This window comes from Pseudoalteromonas sp. NGC95 (genome assembly GCF_015864705.1).
Taxonomy (GTDB): Bacteria; Pseudomonadota; Gammaproteobacteria; order Enterobacterales; family Alteromonadaceae; genus Pseudoalteromonas; species Pseudoalteromonas arctica.
The window spans coordinates 157,673-174,527 of the sequence record NZ_JADYWR010000001.1; the positions used below are offsets into that span (position 1 = coordinate 157,673).

A 16,855-nucleotide genomic window follows, 5' to 3' on the forward strand; every position below is an offset into this window, starting at 1 on the left:
TTAAAGCGTTTGCTCTAAAATGCGAACAACTAATTGTTCAAAAGTTGCCCCATTCGCTTTTGCCGCCATCGGCACTAACGACTTTTCAGTCATGCCTGGCACTGTATTTACTTCAAGCAGATAAAAGTTACCTTGCTCGTCTTGCATCGCATCAACACGGCCCCAACCACTTGCGCCCACTAAATCAAATGCATCTAGCGATATAGCTTGTAAGTACTTAGTATCTTGCTCTGATAAATCTGCAGGGCAGTGATACTGCGTTGTATTTGATTGATACTTAGCTTGGTAATCGTAAAAACCATTTGGCGTAGTCATTTCAATGACTGGTTGTACTTCATCGCCAAGCACTGTAACTGTGAATTCACGTCCCGTGATCCACTGCTCTACAAGTACTTGATTATCAAATTTAAATGCATTAGCTAGTGCGTCTTCAAGTTCTTGTGCTGTACTTGCTTGCGCCATACCTATGCTTGAGCCTTCGTGCGATGGCTTAACCATTACCTTTTTAAACTCATCCATAATAGCTGCAGCATCAAAGCCTTTTTTAGCGTCAACTACGGTATAAGGTGCAGTACTTAAACCCGCTGATTTAAATAAGTGCTTACAACGTACTTTATCCATAGCAAGTGCTGAACCCAGTACATTACTGCCCGTGTAAGGCAGGTTCATAAATTCAAGCGCACCTTGTACAGTTCCGTCTTCGCCACCACGACCATGCAAAGCAATAAAAACGCGCTCTACATTTAATTCTTTTAACTCCCACAAAGAACGACTTTGCGGGTCAAATGCAATTGCATCAATGCCACTATTTTGCAGCGCATTTAAAACAGCCTGACCCGATCGTAAAGACACTTCACGTTCTGCTGAGTTACCACCTAGCAGTACCGCTACTTTACCAAATTGTGTGTTTACCTGAGTCATACTTCACCTTGCTTAAGTTTTTCTATCGACATACCCGTCGCAGCTAATGTTTTAACTAACTGACCTATATTACCAGCGCCTTGGGTTAATACTAAATCATTATTTTGTAAATTTGCGGCCAAAACACCAGCAAGCTCTGCGTTTGTTGCTACATGCAGCGGCTCTTTGCCACGTTGACGAAGGCTACGACATAAGCTTTTGCTGTCTGCGCCGACAATAGGGTCTTCACCAGCGCTATACACATCAAGTAATAATAACTGATCAACATCAGCGAGTACTTTTACAAAGTCTTCGTATAAGTCGCGTGTACGAGAAAACCTATGTGGCTGATATACCATTACCAAACGCTTATCAGGCCAACCTTCACGTACGGCTGCAATTGTTGCTGCAACTTCTGAAGGGTGATGCCCGTAATCGTCAACTAACATCACATTGCCACGCTCGTTTTCAAATTCACCATAGTGTTGAAAACGACGACCAATACCTTCAAACTTCTGCAGCGCTTCTAAAATTGCATGATTCGCAATGTTTTGATCTTTTGCCACAGCAATCGCAGCGGTTGCATTAAGTGCGTTGTGTCTACCTGGCATATTCAACGTGGCAGTTAAACACTCACCTTGCTTGTTAGTTACTGTAAATGTGCATGTATTAGCTGATTGACTAAAGTCGCTCATGCGGTAATCAGCATCCTTCGATTCACCATACGTGATAACTGGGCGACCAAAACGCGGAATAAGCTCAGCAGCAACTTCAGAATCAATACATACAACGGCTAAACCATAAAACGGCAAGTTATGAATAAAATCCACATATGTGTCTTTCATCTTTTCAAGACTGCCACCGTAAGTATCCATGTGATCTTCTTCAATATTTGTGATCACCGAGACCATTGGCTGTAAGTGTAAAAACGACGCGTCGCTTTCATCAGCTTCTGCAATTAAAAAATCACTTTTGCCTACTTTTGCGTTACTACCTGCGCTATTTAACAAGCCACCAATAATAAACGTTGGATCAAGGCCTGCTTGTCCATAAATACTCGCAATTAAGCTTGTTGTTGTTGTTTTACCATGCGTACCCGCAATGGCTATGCCGTGACGAAAACGCATTAGTTCAGCCAACATTTCTGCGCGGCGTACAACCGGAACTCTTGCGGCTTTAGCTGCGATAATTTCAGGGTTTGTTTCATCAATCGCGCTTGAAACAACCACTACATTGGCATCTTTCACGTTATTTTCATGATGGCCAATAAATACTTCAGCACCGGCTTTAATTAAACGATCTGTCATAGCGCTGTGGGCAATGTCAGAACCTGTAATACGGTAGCCTTCAAAAGCGAGTACTTCAGCAATACCGCCCATACCTGCTCCACCAATACCAATAAAGTGGATGGTTTCTATTCGGCGCATTGCGGGGCGTGTGTGTTTTTCTTGTACTGACGTTTCTTTCACTTATTTTCTCTTATTTGTTACTTGCTCACAGTGCGTTGCTACGCTTGCTGTGGCATCTAAAATGGCTTGTTTTTTTGCATTTGTAGCCATTTCAGTAATTAATGAAGGTTGGGCTAAATACGGGCTTAATAGTTCAACAATTGATTGTTTATTAAACTGCCCTTGTGGCATTAATAATGCGCCATTAGCCATCACTAAATATTGTGCGTTCGCTGTTTGATGGTCGTCCACGGCATGTGGAAACGGAACAAAAACGGCCATTTTACCTGCCGCTGCAATTTCGCTTACAGTTAACGCACCAGCACGGCAAACAACAATGTCGGCCCAGCTATACGCTGCGTCCATATCATCAATAAATTCAGCTATTTTTGTATTACTGCCTGTAAAAGCATGCATTTTATAAGCGGCTTCTACGGTAGTTAAATGACCCTTACCTGTTTGATGCCATATACTTATTGGAGCTGTATTATTTAGTACTTTAAATGCTTCTGGTAATGTTTGATTAAGCACTTGTGCACCAAGCGAGCCGCCCACTACTAAAATATTAATAGGGCTTGATACATCGCGTTTGGCTATATTCATAACGCTTTGGCGAACTGGGTTACCTACTAGCTCGGCTTGACCCTGTGCAAAAGCACTTGGAAATGCAGCTAATACTCGTGTAGCCACCTTGGCTAGCAGTTTATTGCTCATACCCGCTACAGCGTTTTGCTCGTGAATAACCAGCGGGATACCTAAAATTTTTGCGGCAATTCCCGTTGGACCCGTAACATAACCGCCCATTGCAAGTACTACATCAGGACGCTGTTCTTTCAATACCTTACGCGCCTGCAATACTGCATTAATTACCATGAATGGGGCTTTAATAAGACGCTTTAATCCGTTACCACGAACACCTTTAACATTAATAAAATCAATATCTATATTGTGCTTAGGTACAACGCTCGCTTCCATTCGATCTGGTGTGCCGATCCAGCTAACTTGCCAGCCCTGCTGTTTTAAATAATCGGCTACTGCAATACCGGGAAAAATGTGTCCGCCAGTTCCACCAGCCACTACTACTAATTTTTTACTCATCGCTTACCTCCGCGTGAGGTGGCTTGTTTGGTTGCCATTTTGGTTTCAAAATCTACGCGTAATAAAATACCCGTGGCAATCGTCATAATTAATAAGCTTGAGCCACCATAAGAAATAAACGGCAGGGTTAAACCCTTCGTCGGTAAAATACCCGCGCTCGCACCTACATTCACCATGGTTTGAAATGCAAACCAAATACCAATGGCAAATGAAAAGTAGCCTTCATATTCCTTGCCGCACTTAAGTGCTTGTTGGCCTATTAATAAGGCCCTAAATACTAAAGTAGCTAATACCGTTAAAATACTTACAACGCCTATTAAGCCAAGTTCTTCACCTATAACGGCAAAAATAAAATCGTTATGTGCTTCAGGTAAATATTGTAGCTTTTGTACACTGTTACCTAAGCCTTGGCCAAACCAACCACCCTGGCTATATGCCATTAGCGATTGCACCAACTGATAACCCTTTCCAAAAGGATCATCCCAAGGGTCTAAAAAGCCAACAACACGTGCCATACGATATGGTTCAACAATAATAAGTAATACAACCAGACCAACGCCCGTTAAAATAAGTACAAAAAACTGCCATAACTTAGCACCAGCTAAAAACAATAAACCAACCGTTGTTACAAACATAACAACCACTGTGCCTAAATCTGGCTGCAGCAGAATAAGCAGTGCATACACTGCAAATACAGCAATTGGCTTTGCAAAGCCTTTAATATTTTCTTGTACTTCTTCGCGTTTTCTTACCAAATAACCCGCAATATAACTAAAAAAGTACAACTTAGCGGCCTCAGCCACCTGAAAACCAACAGGTCCAATAGGTATCCATCGTTTAGCGCCGTTTACTTCACGCCCAATAATCAATACCGCTATTAATAGCACCATGCCTAGTATTAATAGATAAGGGTTTGATCGTTTCCACCACTCCATTGGCACACAAACGCTTATCCAAAAAAGCACAAACGCCATTGCCAAAAACATGCTGTGGCGAATGGTAATATGGTACGGGTCATCAAATAACCGCTCTGCGGTAGGCATTGATGCGCTGGTCACCATGATAAAACCAACACCAATGAGCATTATTACGCAGTACAATAGCGGTACATCGTATAACTGCGCCGAAGGCTTAGGTGTTAATGCGTCTCTTATATCGGCAAAAGCAATCATAACGCCTCTGCCATTACACACTGAACAAAGTCATCACCGCGTTGCATATAATTGTTATACATATCAATGCTGGCACATGCGGGTGCTAATAAAACAATATTGCCTGTACTACTAAGTACTTTGGCCAAAGTAACGGCTTCTTCCATATTGTTAGTTAAATAACTCTTATTGGTAATCGCAGCTAAGTCACTTGCATCTTTACCAAAACAAATTAATGCTTTTACATGCTGTTCTATGTAAGGTTTAAGCGCATTTAAATCAGCGCCTTTGGCATCGCCACCAGCAATAACAATCAGATTTTCACCGTCACTAGCTAAACTATCTATTGCAGCAATGGTCGCTCCAACATTAGTTGCCTTTGAATCGTTAAAATACTTTACACCGTTAAGCTCAGCTACAAATTGGCAGCGATGAGCCAACCCATTAAATTGACCTAATGCATTTTTATATTGCTCTTTGCTTACTTCAAACGGACTTAAGAGCGCCATTACTGCAAGCGTATTTAAATAATTGTGCTTACCCACTACCGCAAGTGTATCAACAGGTAAAAAGGCATCGCCTTTAACCATAAAGTGAGTTTCGCCATTGTGCTGCGCTAAATGGTAATCACCTTGTTGAGCACCAAAGCTAATTAGAGGAGCCGTACCACGCTCAACAGGATGTGTTTGACTATCGTCTGCATTGACAACAATAAGCTCTGCAAAATTATAAATACTTAGCTTTGAGTCTATATAAGCTTGGTAACTGTCGTAGCGGTCAAGATGATCTTCAGACACATTTAATACCGTTGCACTTACTGGTTTTAAACTCGTTGTGGTATCTAACTGAAAACTCGATAACTCAAGCACATACACATCAAAATCATCATTGAGTAAATCAAGTACCGCTGTGCCAATATTCCCACCCAAAGCAACTTTATAGCCGGCTTCTTTTAACACCTCATAAGCGAGCGTCACCACGGTTGATTTACCGTTAGAGCCCGTTACTGCAACAACAGGTTTTGTATTAATGCGTGCAAATAACTCAACGTCGCCAATCACTTCAACACCTGCGTTAATTACATCTGCAACAGCTGGTATTTTTAAGCTAAGCCCAGGGCTTATAATAATCATATCGCTTGAACAAAGCTCTGCGTCATCCAACTTACCGAAGTGGGTATCTAGAGTTGGCGCGTGCTCTTTTAACCAATCAATCCCCGGCGGGGTTACTCGGCTATCAACGACCTTTGGTGTGAGGCCATGAGATAATAGAAAACGCACAATGCCCAGACCGGTTACACCGAGTCCGAGCACTGTTATTTGTTTGTTTTTTATCTCGTTTAAATACTGCATTTATCGAATCTTTAAAGTAGCTAAGCCAGCAAGCACTAGCACAACAGAAATAATCCAAAAGCGCACAATAACGCGAGGCTCTGGCCAACCTTTTAATTCATAATGATGATGAATTGGCGCCATTCTAAAAATGCGTTGTCCGCGTAATTTATACGACCCCACTTGTAATATGACCGATAGTGCTTCCATTACAAATACACCGCCCATAATAATAAGCAGTAACTCTTGGCGTACTAAAACAGCAATAATACCTAATGCGCCACCAAGTGCTAATGAGCCAACATCGCCCATAAATACTTGTGCTGGGTAAGTGTTAAACCATAAAAAGCCAAGCCCTGCGCCCACAATGGCAGTACATACAACCACAAGCTCACTCGCCAGCGGTAAATGTGGAATATGTAAGTAAGCCGAAAAGTTAATATTACCTGTTAAGTAAGCAATAATTGCCAGTGCTGAAGCCACTAAAATAATTGGCACAATCGCCAAGCCATCTAAACCATCGGTCAGGTTTACCGCGTTTGATGTACCTACTATGGCAAAATACGTAAGCACGATATAAAACAAACCTAATTGCGGTAACACGTCTTTAAAAAATGGAACAACAAGTGATGTTTCAGATGCTTGTGCACTGGTAAAATACAAAGCAGTAGCTACAACTAATGCAATGACCGACTGCCAAAAGTACTTCCACTTAGCAATTAAGCCTTTTGGATCTTTACGAATAACTTTACGGTAATCATCAACAAAGCCAACAATACCTAAAGAGCCAATTACAAACAGTGTTGCCCATACGTATTTATTTGATAAATCGGCCCAAAGTAGCGTGCTGGTAAAAATGGCCGCTAAAATAAGTAAGCCACCCATAGTCGGTGTACCCGACTTAGACAAATGCGATTGCGGACCATCGTCTCGAACTGTTTGGCCTATTTGCATACGTTGCAAACCACGAATTAACTTAGGTCCTAAATAAAGAGACATAATTAGCGCAGTTAAAATACCTAAAATGGCACGTAGCGTTAAATACGAAAAAACATGAAAACCACTAAAATACTGTGTTAAATACTCTGCCAGCCAAACTAACATTATGATACTCCATTGATGGCTTGTTGCTGGCCATTAACTAAATCGGTTACTAATAATTCCATGCGAGAACTGCGCGATCCTTTCACTACTATTGTTGTTTTAGTATTCACTTTATTAATACTTTCTTGAATTTTTTGCTGCATCTGTTCGCGGCTCGAAAAGTGGCGATTAGGTAGTTCAAACACATCACTTGCGTATTTACTTAATACACCTAATGTAAATAACTCATCAATCCCTTGCTCAAGTGCATACTCGCCAACTTCTTGATGGTACTTACGTGCATCTTCACCTAGCTCACCCATATCTCCGAGTGCTAAAATGCGGTGACCTTGCATATCACTTAACAAGTCAATCGCAGCCTTTACAGACTTAACATTGGCATTATAGGTATCATCAACCACGGTGAGTAAATCAGACACTTCAATTAAATTAACGCGCCCTTTTACATCCCCCATTGTGGCAAGTGCATTGGCTATTTCTTCAAGGGTTACATTAAATTCACTGGTCAGTGCAGCAGCGATAAGTGCATTACTAATATTGTGCTTACCCGGAAGTGCCAAAGTAACAGGGACCTGCTTATCTTTAGTACAAAGTGTAAAGCTTGCGCGAGCGTTGGCATCAAGCGTGATGTTCTCTGCCCAAATATCTAGTTTTTCAGTTGTAGAAAAACGTTTAACATTACGCCCTTCAAGCTTATCTAACCAATATTGGCTAAATTCACTATCGCAGTTAACAATTGCAACGCCGTCATCTTTAAGGCCATCAAAAATCTCACCTTTAGCTTTTGCGACGCCCATTAAACTACCAAAACCTTCTAAGTGGGCTGCTGCAACATTACATACAACGGCTACATCTGGTTTTGTCATTGCAGTGGTGTAAGCAATTTCACCTAAGTGATTTGCACCTAGTTCAATTACTGCAAAGCGATGTTGAGGCTCTAAGCGCAATAACGTAAGTGGGACGCCAATATCGTTATTAAAATTACCTTTAGTAGCTAATACATCACCGTGAACCGACAAAATTGCCGCACACATTTCTTTTACGGTGGTTTTGCCTACACTACCTGTAATTGCAATTGTTTTAGGCGCCACTTGGGCCATAACAGCGGTGCCAATTGCACCTAGTGCAATACGTGTATCGCTTACTATAAATTGTGGAATATCTACATCAACTTTGTGCTGAACAATAACGCCAATAGCGCCTTTTTGTTTAGCCTCAGCTATAAATTTATGCCCATCAAAATTTGGCCCTTTCAGTGCTAAAAACACTTCGCCATCGCACACTGTACGAGTATCAGTATTTATATTAAGTACGTGTTGATTATCACCTTGATAATCGGTTGTTAGCACATTAGCTAACCAATCAAAATCCATTGGGATCATTGTGTTATCCCTCTTACTGCTTTTTTTAGTTGTTCTTGTACATACCGGCGATCGCAAAAGTCGATTCGCTTATCGCCTATAATTTGATAATCTTCGTGGCCTTTACCTGCAATCAAAATAACCTCATCAGCTGTAGCGTTTTCTATAGCAAAACGAATTGCAGTTGCTCTATCAGCCTCTAAATGTGCATTTTGAGGATGGGTTAAACCGCCAGCTACATCTGCAATAATGTCATCAGGGTTTTCTGAGCGAGGGTTATCACTGGTAATAATAACTTTATTAGCGTTTTGCTCTGCAGCTTGCGCCATCAATGCACGCTTTCCTTTGTCTCTGTCACCACCGCAACCAAATACACAACTTACACCACCTGGCACATGCAGCTGCAATGCTTGTAATGCAAGTGCAAGTGCATCGGGTGTATGTGCGTAATCAACAACACACGTCGGCATGCCTGCTTGGCTAAATGCTTGCATTCGCCCAGCTACTGGCTGTAACTGCGCACAACCTGAAACTAATTGCTCAAGCGGATAACCAAGCCCTAGTAATGTAGCGATCGCGGCCGTTAAGTTATATAAATTAAACTCGCCAAACAGAGGCGATTTAATCGACATATCACCCCAACTAGTCGATAACTGCGCCGAAATACCTTCACTTGAATATTCAACATCAGAAAAATAAACGTACTGAGCATTCTTAGGGGCTAAGTTTTTGCGGCCATAACAGATTAGGTTATTAAAATCATACTTTTCAAGCCATTGCTCAGCTTGAGAATCATCTTGATTAAGCACTACAACTTGCGGCTCAAAATCACGGAAAAGCATTAGTTTCGCATCACCGTAACTTGCCATATCACCATGGTAATCTAAGTGATCGCGCGAAAGATTAGTAAACACAGCCGCTTTAAACGCGCATTTAGCAACACGCTGCTGCACTAATCCATGAGATGACACTTCCATGGCTACCAGCTTTTTATGCTGCGAATTTAAATCGCTCAAAATATGCTGCAAATCAACCGTTGAAGGTGTGGTATTAATCAGTGGAATTAAGTTATCAGGATGACCATAACCCAAAGTGCCAATAATAGCCGAATCAGTACTGCAAAATTGCGCTAAGTGGGCAATCATTGCTGTGGTTGTCGATTTACCGTTTGTACCTGTCACACCAATTAAATCAAGAGCCTGACTTGGCTGGCTATAAAAGCGACTTGCTAATTCTGGAAGCTTTTTATCAAGCTCCGAAACTAAATATAGTGGCTCAAAACTTGTTTCAAATTCACATAATCTGTCAGCAATAATAGCTGTTGCGCCATTTTCAATTGCTTTATTAATAAATTGACCGCCATCAAGTGCATGGCCTTTAATAGCAACAAATACATCACCTGGCGTTACTTCACGGCTATCAAGGCGTAAATGTTTTACCAGTTGCGAGGGCGCATCTATTTCGATGTATTTTAAAATATCCTTTAAATCACGCATCGTTATCTTTACCTTGTACGTACGCAACCTCTTCCTTGTCAGGCGCTACGTTTAATATTCTTAATGCGTTAGAGATGATTTCTGCAAATGCAGGGCCAGCGGTGGCACCTCCATAGTACACATCACCACCTGGTTCATTAATCATAACTACCACGGCTAAACGAGGATTACTTGCCGGCGCTACACCTGCAAAATAACCTACATATTCATCACCATAACCACCTGCTACGGCTTTTTTAGATGTACCTGTTTTACCAGCTGCACGATACCCATCAACTTTTATGTTGCGAGCAGTACCGTCTTTTTCAAATACACTTTCCATCATGTGCACTACGGCTTCTACGTCTTTTTGTTTAAAAATACGTTCGCCTTCAGGTATATTGTCTTGCTTTAAAATAGTCAGTGGTCGATTAACTCCACCAGCGCCTAACATGGTATAAAAGCGCGCCATTTGCGCAGTACTTACCGAAATCGCATAACCAAATGATAAAGTTGCAATTTCAAAGTCAGACCAACGACGATTTGGATAAAACAAACCGCTGCTTTCGCCTACCATTCCAGTACCAGTATCACTGCCAAAGCCTACTTTTTGGTATAAGCCAACAAGGTAATCTTTAGGCACTAACTGGGTAACCTTCGCAACTCCCATGTTTGAGGAGTACTTTAGTATTTCGCGTAGTGTTAGTTCGCCGTGATTACGAGTATCTCTAACTAAACTACCACCTAAACGCATCCAACCTGGGTAGGTATCAATCGTGTCATCTGCCTGAATGGCGCCGTAGTCTAGCCCAGCCAAAATGGCTAGAGGCTTAACAGTTGAGCCTGGTTCAAACAAATCTGTAATTGCGCGGTTACGACGTTTATGAGGTGCAGCATCGCTTAAGTTGTTTGGATTAAATGAAGGGCTATTTACCATTGCCAGTACTTCACCGGTTTTAACATCAACTACCATAGCTGAGCCCGATGTGGCTTTATAAGTCAGTACAGCTGATTTTACGGCCTTGTACGCAATAGCTTGAATTCGTTGATCAATACTTAGTTCTATACTTTCTGGCTCTACACGTTCACGTTCGTCAAGTACTTCTACCTCACGCCCTTGTGCGTCTTTACGAATGGTACGGCGGCCTTCCTCGCCCGTTAAAGCGTTTTCGTATAGCTTTTCAATGCCTTCAATGCCTTTGCCATCGATATTGGTAAAACCAATAACATGCGCGGTAACCTCACCGGCGGGGTAATAGCGTTTAGATTCATCTAGTAAATGAATACCAGGGAGGCGTAAATCACCAATATAATTTGCTACAGCAGGAGTAACTTGGCGCTTTAAATAAACAAAGCGACGCGAGGGATCGTTTAATAGTCGAGAGTTAATCTTCTTAGGATCAATGCGCAGCACATCTGCAAGCTCGCGCCAGCGTAAATCGTTTTTATAATAAAGTGCAGTACGCTTATCAAGCTCAACAGTGTTTTCAGTTAAAGATAAGTGATCTTCGCCGCTTTTGCGGGCTTGTTTAATTACTTTAGATACAAGCGATTTATGTAATGCTTTAGGATCTGCATATACACTTACCACAGGCACACTTACCGCTAATTCTTTACCATTGCGGTCAAAAATCATTCCGCGTTGCACATGCAGTTTTTCAACACGTACCGTGCGTTTATCACTTTCTGAACGTGCTTTATCGGGTTCTATTACTTGTAAATAAGCAGCGCGAGATACGAGTGTTACAAACACCATAAACACAACTGTACACACCAGCATAAAGCGCCATGTGATTAAATTAGTGACTGGTTTTTTGCCTCTATTTCTCATTGTACTATTATTACCTGCTCATCTTGACTCGTAGGTCGTTTCATTTTTAATTGTGATATAGCAACTTCTTCAATACGTGCATGTTGCGAATAAAATTCTTCTTCAACAAGTAAGTAGCGCCACTCTAAATCGAGTTCATCACGTTCTTGTAATAATTGATCTTGCTTTATAAGTTGCCCACGAGCTAAATGTGTTGTTTGCACAACAGCTAAACTAGAAGCGAATATCACAACCAACAAGGCCGAGGTTAGCTTGTTAGCACCTAGGCCTTTTAATATTTCAAAGAATAAATTGGGTTGACGATAGCTCGCTTTTTTACTCATCCCAACCTCTGTGCAATCCTAAGTACAGAACTACGAGAACGTGGATTACGTTCTACTTCAACAGTACTTGGCTTAATAGCCTTACCCACTGCTTTTAACGTCAGGTTTTTATTTATTTGTGCATCAGTTAAAGGCAGACCTCTGGGTAACACTTCTCCCCTACTCTGTTTTCTAATAAACTGTTTTACAATACGATCCTCTAGTGAGTGAAACGAAATCACCACTAAACGTCCGCCTGGCTTTAGCACTTTAACTGCAGACTGTAGCGCTGTTTGAATCTCTTCAAGCTCGCTATTGATATAAATACGAATCGCCTGAAAAGTACGTGTTGCAGGGTGCTTAAACTTATCTTTTACCGGTACTGCTTCATCAACAAGGTCAGCAAGTTGCTTGGTTGTTGTGATTGGCGTGTGCTCACGAACTTCGAGTACTTTGTGTGCAATGCGTTTACCAAACTTTTCTTCGCCCAGTTTTTTAATTACGTGGGTAATATCATCTAACTCGGCTTCTGCTAACCACTGTGCAGCACTGCGACCTGTTGTTGGGTCCATGCGCATATCAAGTGGCCCATCTTTCATAAAACTAAAACCACGCGCAGCGTCATCAAGTTGTGGCGACGAGACACCAATGTCTAATAAAATGCCATCCACTTTACCAATGAGATCGTTCTGCTCTGCTACTTCGTATAAATTTGAAAAACGAGTATGTGCAATCGCAAAACGTGGATCATCAGCAAATTTTTCGGCTGATTGTATCGCTTGTGGATCTTGGTCAATTGCTTGCAGCCGACCTTCATCACCAAGGCGTGCTAAAATTTGTCCAGAGTGGCCGCCACGTCCAAACGTACCATCCATGTATATACCATCTGGCTTAATTGCGAGGGCATCGATGGTTTCGTCCATTAATACGGATACGTGTTCAAATTGCGCTGTCATTAGCTATTATTTGCCTTTTTTTGTGCTGTTAGAGTGTAAAATTATCTAAATCTTGGTTAGGTTCAAAATCGCCAAGCCTTTCAAGCTCAGTATCTTGCTGCATTTGCTCGTGCCAACGCGCCTCATCCCAAATTTCAAATTTATTCATCAAACCAACTAGCATGATTTTTTTGCCAAGTGATGCATGAGCCCTCAGTGACGGCGCAAGCAAAATTCGACCATTTTTATCAAGTTGATATTCAGTAGCATTCCCGAGCAACATACGCTGCATTCGACGGGCTCGTGGGTTCATATTGGAGATTTTAGATAAACGGCTTTCTATTTCTAGCCACTCAGCCAGCGGATACAACCATAAACACGGCTCATTTAATGCGACGGTACAAATAACAGTTCCCTGATCTTCAGACAATAGAGATTCTCGGTACTTAGTCGGTACCGCAAAACGCCCCTTATCATCCAAACTCAGTGAACTCGCGCCACGAAACATAAAAAACCTACTTTAAAATTGTTTTATTCAACTTTTGTTTATTTTTATCCAGTGTGATCCACTAAAAACCACTTTTTACCACAGTGCTCCAGTTTAGGGCTTGACAAGCCATTTTGTCAAGTAAGCTGACCAGCTTTAGTAAGTCCCAAAGCTAGAAAAAATAAGGGCTCAAGCGAAGCGTTTGAATTACGTGGGAAAAAGTGGGATTGTGATGAAAAAAATATTTATTCTGTTTTTTATAACTTTCTGTTTACACGCTTTGCTTACTGAATAACCAATGAATATTTACAACTTTTTAAGCATTTTTACTCCCTTTGTAAAATTTACCTAACCGTGTAGTAATAGTTACTGTTTGCTTTAAATTACCAAATACGAAAAGTTATATACAAACAACAAAAACAAACAAAATCAACAACTTAAAATAAATAACAGTTTTGGTTTAATCATTGCATCATCTAAATCACTATTTAAATTTTTAACTTATTAAGGATTGATTATGGCTACTGCAACAAATACGAAACCAAACACAACTTCAGATGTTAAGCCTGACGTTAAACTAACAAATACTGAATCACCTCTTACAGAGAAAGCAACATCAGCGGCGCACGATGCTGTAGATGCACTTTCTAGCAAAGCAGCAACAGCTGAAAGCAGTGTTCGTAAAGGCGCTTCGAGTTCAGCAGAAGCACTAAGCGAAAAACAACTTATTGCACGCGAAAAACTAAGTGAATGTACTGCAAAAACTCGTGCTTTTGCTTCTGAAAACCCATTGGCAACCGCGGGTATTGCTTTTGCTGCGGGCATGCTGATTACATCACTATTTCGTCGTAAGTAATTAGTGATGAATAACCCACAAACAAGCGCAGCCAAGGATGGTGAAGCGCAAAACCAAACTACTGAGCAGCAGAGCCAAAAGGACGATTGGCAAGATCATATAGCAAAGCTTTTAGAGTACTCTAAGCAGCTCAAGGATGATTACCAAACTCAAGGAAAGATCACCCATCAGCTTGCTAAAGCTGAATGGCGGTTATCGCTTAGATCGCTTGCATTGATCACTATATTTTTAGGCTGTTTTGCCAGTGGTTTGGTTTTGTTGTGGGCAGGAGTATTAGGTGCTGTTGGATACGGTGTATATGATCTTTTTGGGTCAGTATGGCTGAGTATTGCAACAGCTGCTTTGCTGCAAGTTGCTTGTTTAGCATGGCTTTGGAAAAATACAGTTTACCTAAGCAATAAAATTGGCTTTAGTAAAACGCTCAAAAGCTTAAAACAACTGTTTAACTTATAAGGAAATTATCATGTTAGTTAACTACTTAATCAAAGCACCTAATGAAAACGTTGATGCTCTTAGTAAGCAAATGGACACGCGCAGTGAGTTAAAACGCCAACATCATGCAGCGTTTCAATATAGACTAAAGCGTTTTGCCGCAACTAAAGTGGGACTAACAAGTGCCTTTTTAGCCGGCGCAGCTGTACAAGCGGGGAAAGGCGAAACCAGCCTGGTGAGAAAGTACGGCTGGCTTGTTAGACTGTTTGCTTAAACGCTAAACATTTCTACCGTGATCAGATAAGTAATCAATACTTGGGCCACTTGGCACAACTTGTGTTGGATTGATCATTGTATGGCTAAAATAGTAATGACGTTTAATATGGTAAAAATCAACTGTCTCTGCTACTCCCTTAACCTGATATAACTCTCTAAGGTATCCGCTCAAAGCAGGGTAGCTTTCAATTGTGCGTAAATTACATTTAAAGTGGCCAACATACACACTATCAAACCGAATGAGCGTGGTGAATAATCGCCAATCAGCCTCTGTGAGGTTATCCCCTGTTAAATACCGCTGTTTGCTCAGTATCCCCTCTATTGTATCGAGTGCTTTAAATACATCGTTAAACGCCTCTTCATACGCATCTTGAGTTGTAGCAAAGCCCGTACGATAAACACCATTATTTATATTTGGATAAATCAGTGCATTTAATTCGTCAATTTTTGGTTGCAGTGCCTCAGGATAGTAATCATCTTTATTACCTGTTAATTCATTAAACGCACTATTGAACATACGTATAATATCGGCAGACTCATTACTAACAATTTTATTGAGCTTTTTATCCCACAATACGGGAACCGTTACTCGCCCAGAATACTCAGGGTTATTTTTTGTATACACTTGATGTAAGTAATTACTATTAAATAATGCATCGCCAGTACTATGATTTTTCGTATTAAACTCCCAACCACTACTAAGCATATCAGGACTAACAACCGACACAGTAATTAAGTCTTGTAACCCTTTTAATGCTCTAAATATAAGTGTTCGATGCGCCCAAGGACACGCAAGTGACACATATAAATGATACCTGTTCGCTTGAGCTTTAAAACCGGCCTCGCCCGTTATTCCAGCGCTACCATCAACAGTTATCCAGTGACGTAACTGCGCCGTTTCTCGCTCAAACTTACCGTTACTTGAATCGGTGTCGTACCATCTATCTTGCCATTGGCCGTTAACTAATAATCCCATAAAACTCTCCTAAAAATACCGTTATATTTTGCCAAACTCACCGTTTTGATAATCACGCACTGCTTGCTGTACTTCTGCTTGCGTCGTCATTACAAACGGCCCCATATGAGCAATCGGTTGATTAAGTGGATCGCCTGCTAAAACCAAAACACCAGCGCCGTGCTCAGAGCTAATATTAATGTCACTGCCTGGTTCCAAAATAAGTAACTTGCCCGCTGGTATTGTTTGATTGTCGCTCATTATTAGTGAGCCGCTATGAATATAAAGCATTACTTTTTGTTGGCTAAGAGGCTCTAAACTCATGCTTCTACCAGCAGGTAATGTAATATCAGCGAGCGCCGCATTGGCAGCTAAACTTTGCAGAGCGCTTGTAAGCGTTTCACTTTCGAACTGCCACGATCCCGCAAGTGCTTTTAACGTCACACCTTGCGTATTTGTAAAACTCGGAGCTGGGTTTTTAGTAGTATCTTGATAACGTGAATCACGCATTTTTTCTGCGCTTGGCATGTTGATCCAAATTTGAAAGCCATGCAAACCGTCAACAGCATCCGCGAGTGGCATTTCACTGTGCATGACGCCGCGCCCTGTACTCATCCATTGCACATCACCTGCTTTAATTGCTTCTCTGTTACCCATTTGGTCGCGATGTTCAAAGCCACCTTTTAGAATATAAGTAAACGTTTCAATACCTCGGTGCGGATGATCAGGAAAGCCTCCCATATAATCTTTTTTGTCGTCTGACTTAAGTTCATCAATCATTAAAAATGGATCTAAATATTTACCATCAAACCCAGGTATACGGCTAATGCTCACGCCATCGCCATCTTGAGTTGCATAAGCTGTAAGTATTTTTGATATTTTCATTTATTAATTCACTCTAAAGAATAAGTTG

Annotated in this window: 17 protein-coding genes; 3 read left to right on the top strand and 14 right to left on the bottom strand. The window is 41.2% G+C overall.

Annotation, left to right across the window (positions count from 1 at the left end; genetic code table 11):
• The 12 genes from I6E70_RS00715 to mraZ are packed head-to-tail and all read right to left on the bottom strand — an operon-like array spanning position 1 to position 13,444.
• A complete protein-coding gene (locus tag I6E70_RS00715) occupies positions 1 to 921 on the bottom strand; it encodes a D-alanine--D-alanine ligase (RefSeq protein ID WP_197187817.1) in 921 nt (306 codons plus the stop codon).
• Entirely contained in the window at positions 918 to 2,369 is a 1,452-nt protein-coding gene (gene murC / locus I6E70_RS00720) for a UDP-N-acetylmuramate--L-alanine ligase (RefSeq protein ID WP_002957994.1), read from the bottom strand. The genes I6E70_RS00715 and murC overlap by 4 nt, the downstream gene beginning before the upstream one ends.
• Positions 2,370 to 3,446 carry an undecaprenyldiphospho-muramoylpentapeptide beta-N-acetylglucosaminyltransferase gene (gene murG / locus I6E70_RS00725; RefSeq protein WP_197187818.1) on the bottom strand — a complete coding sequence of 359 codons (1,077 nt, stop codon included), beginning with the start codon at positions 3,444 to 3,446 and terminating at the stop codon, positions 2,370 to 2,372.
• Complete coding sequence (gene ftsW / locus I6E70_RS00730; RefSeq protein WP_007582927.1) at positions 3,443 to 4,618, bottom strand: cell division protein FtsW; 1,176 nt, start codon at positions 4,616 to 4,618, stop codon at positions 3,443 to 3,445. Before ftsW ends, murG begins: the two co-directional genes overlap by 4 nt.
• Positions 4,615 to 5,949: a UDP-N-acetylmuramoyl-L-alanine--D-glutamate ligase gene (gene murD, locus I6E70_RS00735; RefSeq protein ID WP_007582925.1), complete on the bottom strand. Its 1,335-nt coding sequence runs from the start codon at positions 5,947 to 5,949 to the stop codon at positions 4,615 to 4,617. Before murD ends, ftsW begins: the two co-directional genes overlap by 4 nt.
• Positions 5,950 to 7,032 carry a phospho-N-acetylmuramoyl-pentapeptide-transferase gene (gene mraY / locus I6E70_RS00740; RefSeq protein ID WP_007582922.1) on the bottom strand — a complete coding sequence of 361 codons (1,083 nt, stop codon included), beginning with the start codon at positions 7,030 to 7,032 and terminating at the stop codon, positions 5,950 to 5,952. It abuts the gene before it with no gap.
• Entirely contained in the window at positions 7,032 to 8,414 is a 1,383-nt protein-coding gene (locus I6E70_RS00745) for a UDP-N-acetylmuramoyl-tripeptide--D-alanyl-D-alanine ligase (RefSeq protein WP_007582921.1), read from the bottom strand. The genes mraY and I6E70_RS00745 overlap by 1 nt, the downstream gene beginning before the upstream one ends.
• The gene (gene murE / locus I6E70_RS00750; protein WP_197187819.1) at positions 8,411 to 9,889 is read right to left on the bottom strand and encodes a UDP-N-acetylmuramoyl-L-alanyl-D-glutamate--2,6-diaminopimelate ligase; all 1,479 of its coding nucleotides are present in this window, start codon (positions 9,887 to 9,889) and stop codon (positions 8,411 to 8,413) included. The genes I6E70_RS00745 and murE overlap by 4 nt, the downstream gene beginning before the upstream one ends.
• A complete protein-coding gene (locus I6E70_RS00755) occupies positions 9,882 to 11,699 on the bottom strand; it encodes a peptidoglycan glycosyltransferase FtsI (RefSeq protein ID WP_010554293.1) in 1,818 nt (605 codons plus the stop codon). The genes murE and I6E70_RS00755 overlap by 8 nt, the downstream gene beginning before the upstream one ends.
• Positions 11,696 to 12,022, bottom strand: coding sequence for a cell division protein FtsL (gene ftsL, locus I6E70_RS00760; protein WP_007582915.1), 327 nt, complete (start codon positions 12,020 to 12,022; stop codon positions 11,696 to 11,698). Before ftsL ends, I6E70_RS00755 begins: the two co-directional genes overlap by 4 nt.
• A complete protein-coding gene (rsmH, locus tag I6E70_RS00765; RefSeq protein ID WP_008167099.1) occupies positions 12,019 to 12,957 on the bottom strand; it encodes a 16S rRNA (cytosine(1402)-N(4))-methyltransferase RsmH in 939 nt (312 codons plus the stop codon). The genes ftsL and rsmH overlap by 4 nt, the downstream gene beginning before the upstream one ends.
• A gap of 28 nt (positions 12,958 to 12,985) precedes the next feature.
• Entirely contained in the window at positions 12,986 to 13,444 is a 459-nt protein-coding gene (gene mraZ / locus I6E70_RS00770; protein WP_197187820.1) for a division/cell wall cluster transcriptional repressor MraZ, read from the bottom strand.
• A gap of 496 nt (positions 13,445 to 13,940) precedes the next feature.
• On the opposite strand from mraZ, the gene I6E70_RS00775 reads away from it, so the two are divergent.
• The 3 genes from I6E70_RS00775 to I6E70_RS00785 are packed head-to-tail and all read left to right on the top strand — an operon-like array spanning position 13,941 to position 14,985.
• Entirely contained in the window at positions 13,941 to 14,279 is a 339-nt protein-coding gene (locus tag I6E70_RS00775; protein WP_010554292.1) for a hypothetical protein, read from the top strand.
• Positions 14,280 to 14,285: 6 nt separating this feature from the next.
• Positions 14,286 to 14,732, top strand: coding sequence for a hypothetical protein (locus I6E70_RS00780; protein ID WP_165721137.1), 447 nt, complete (start codon positions 14,286 to 14,288; stop codon positions 14,730 to 14,732).
• Positions 14,733 to 14,742: 10 nt separating this feature from the next.
• Positions 14,743 to 14,985: a hypothetical protein gene (locus I6E70_RS00785; protein ID WP_007582895.1), complete on the top strand. Its 243-nt coding sequence runs from the start codon at positions 14,743 to 14,745 to the stop codon at positions 14,983 to 14,985.
• A gap of 3 nt (positions 14,986 to 14,988) precedes the next feature.
• Here I6E70_RS00785 and I6E70_RS00790 read toward each other — a convergent pair whose 3' ends face one another.
• Entirely contained in the window at positions 14,989 to 15,963 is a 975-nt protein-coding gene (locus tag I6E70_RS00790; RefSeq protein ID WP_197187821.1) for a glutathione S-transferase family protein, read from the bottom strand.
• 21 nt (positions 15,964 to 15,984) lie between these two features.
• Positions 15,985 to 16,827 carry a pirin family protein gene (locus I6E70_RS00795; protein ID WP_197187822.1) on the bottom strand — a complete coding sequence of 281 codons (843 nt, stop codon included), beginning with the start codon at positions 16,825 to 16,827 and terminating at the stop codon, positions 15,985 to 15,987.
• Between the last annotated feature and the right edge of the window lie 28 nt (positions 16,828 to 16,855).

What these genes read in the sequence shown, in the direction of transcription:
- I6E70_RS00715 (WP_197187817.1), bottom strand. Translation starts at nt 921, where the DNA reads ATGACTCAGGTAAACACACAATTTGGTAAAGTAGCGGTACTGCTAGGT.
- murG (WP_197187818.1), bottom strand. Translation starts at nt 3,446, where the DNA reads ATGAGTAAAAAATTAGTAGTAGTGGCTGGTGGAACTGGCGGACACATT.
- ftsW (WP_007582927.1), bottom strand. Translation starts at nt 4,618, where the DNA reads ATGATTGCTTTTGCCGATATAAGAGACGCATTAACACCTAAGCCTTCG.
- murD (WP_007582925.1), bottom strand. Translation starts at nt 5,949, where the DNA reads ATGCAGTATTTAAACGAGATAAAAAACAAACAAATAACAGTGCTCGGA.
- mraY (WP_007582922.1), bottom strand. Translation starts at nt 7,032, where the DNA reads ATGTTAGTTTGGCTGGCAGAGTATTTAACACAGTATTTTAGTGGTTTT.
- I6E70_RS00745 (WP_007582921.1), bottom strand. Translation starts at nt 8,414, where the DNA reads ATGATCCCAATGGATTTTGATTGGTTAGCTAATGTGCTAACAACCGAT.
- murE (WP_197187819.1), bottom strand. Translation starts at nt 9,889, where the DNA reads ATGCGTGATTTAAAGGATATTTTAAAATACATCGAAATAGATGCGCCC.
- I6E70_RS00755 (WP_010554293.1), bottom strand. Translation starts at nt 11,699, where the DNA reads ATGAGAAATAGAGGCAAAAAACCAGTCACTAATTTAATCACATGGCGC.
- ftsL (WP_007582915.1), bottom strand. Translation starts at nt 12,022, where the DNA reads ATGAGTAAAAAAGCGAGCTATCGTCAACCCAATTTATTCTTTGAAATA.
- rsmH (WP_008167099.1), bottom strand. Translation starts at nt 12,957, where the DNA reads ATGACAGCGCAATTTGAACACGTATCCGTATTAATGGACGAAACCATC.
- mraZ (WP_197187820.1), bottom strand. Translation starts at nt 13,444, where the DNA reads ATGTTTCGTGGCGCGAGTTCACTGAGTTTGGATGATAAGGGGCGTTTT.
- I6E70_RS00775 (WP_010554292.1), top strand. Translation starts at nt 13,941, where the DNA reads ATGGCTACTGCAACAAATACGAAACCAAACACAACTTCAGATGTTAAG.
- I6E70_RS00780 (WP_165721137.1), top strand. Translation starts at nt 14,286, where the DNA reads ATGAATAACCCACAAACAAGCGCAGCCAAGGATGGTGAAGCGCAAAAC.
- I6E70_RS00785 (WP_007582895.1), top strand. Translation starts at nt 14,743, where the DNA reads ATGTTAGTTAACTACTTAATCAAAGCACCTAATGAAAACGTTGATGCT.
- I6E70_RS00790 (WP_197187821.1), bottom strand. Translation starts at nt 15,963, where the DNA reads ATGGGATTATTAGTTAACGGCCAATGGCAAGATAGATGGTACGACACC.
- I6E70_RS00795 (WP_197187822.1), bottom strand. Translation starts at nt 16,827, where the DNA reads ATGAAAATATCAAAAATACTTACAGCTTATGCAACTCAAGATGGCGAT.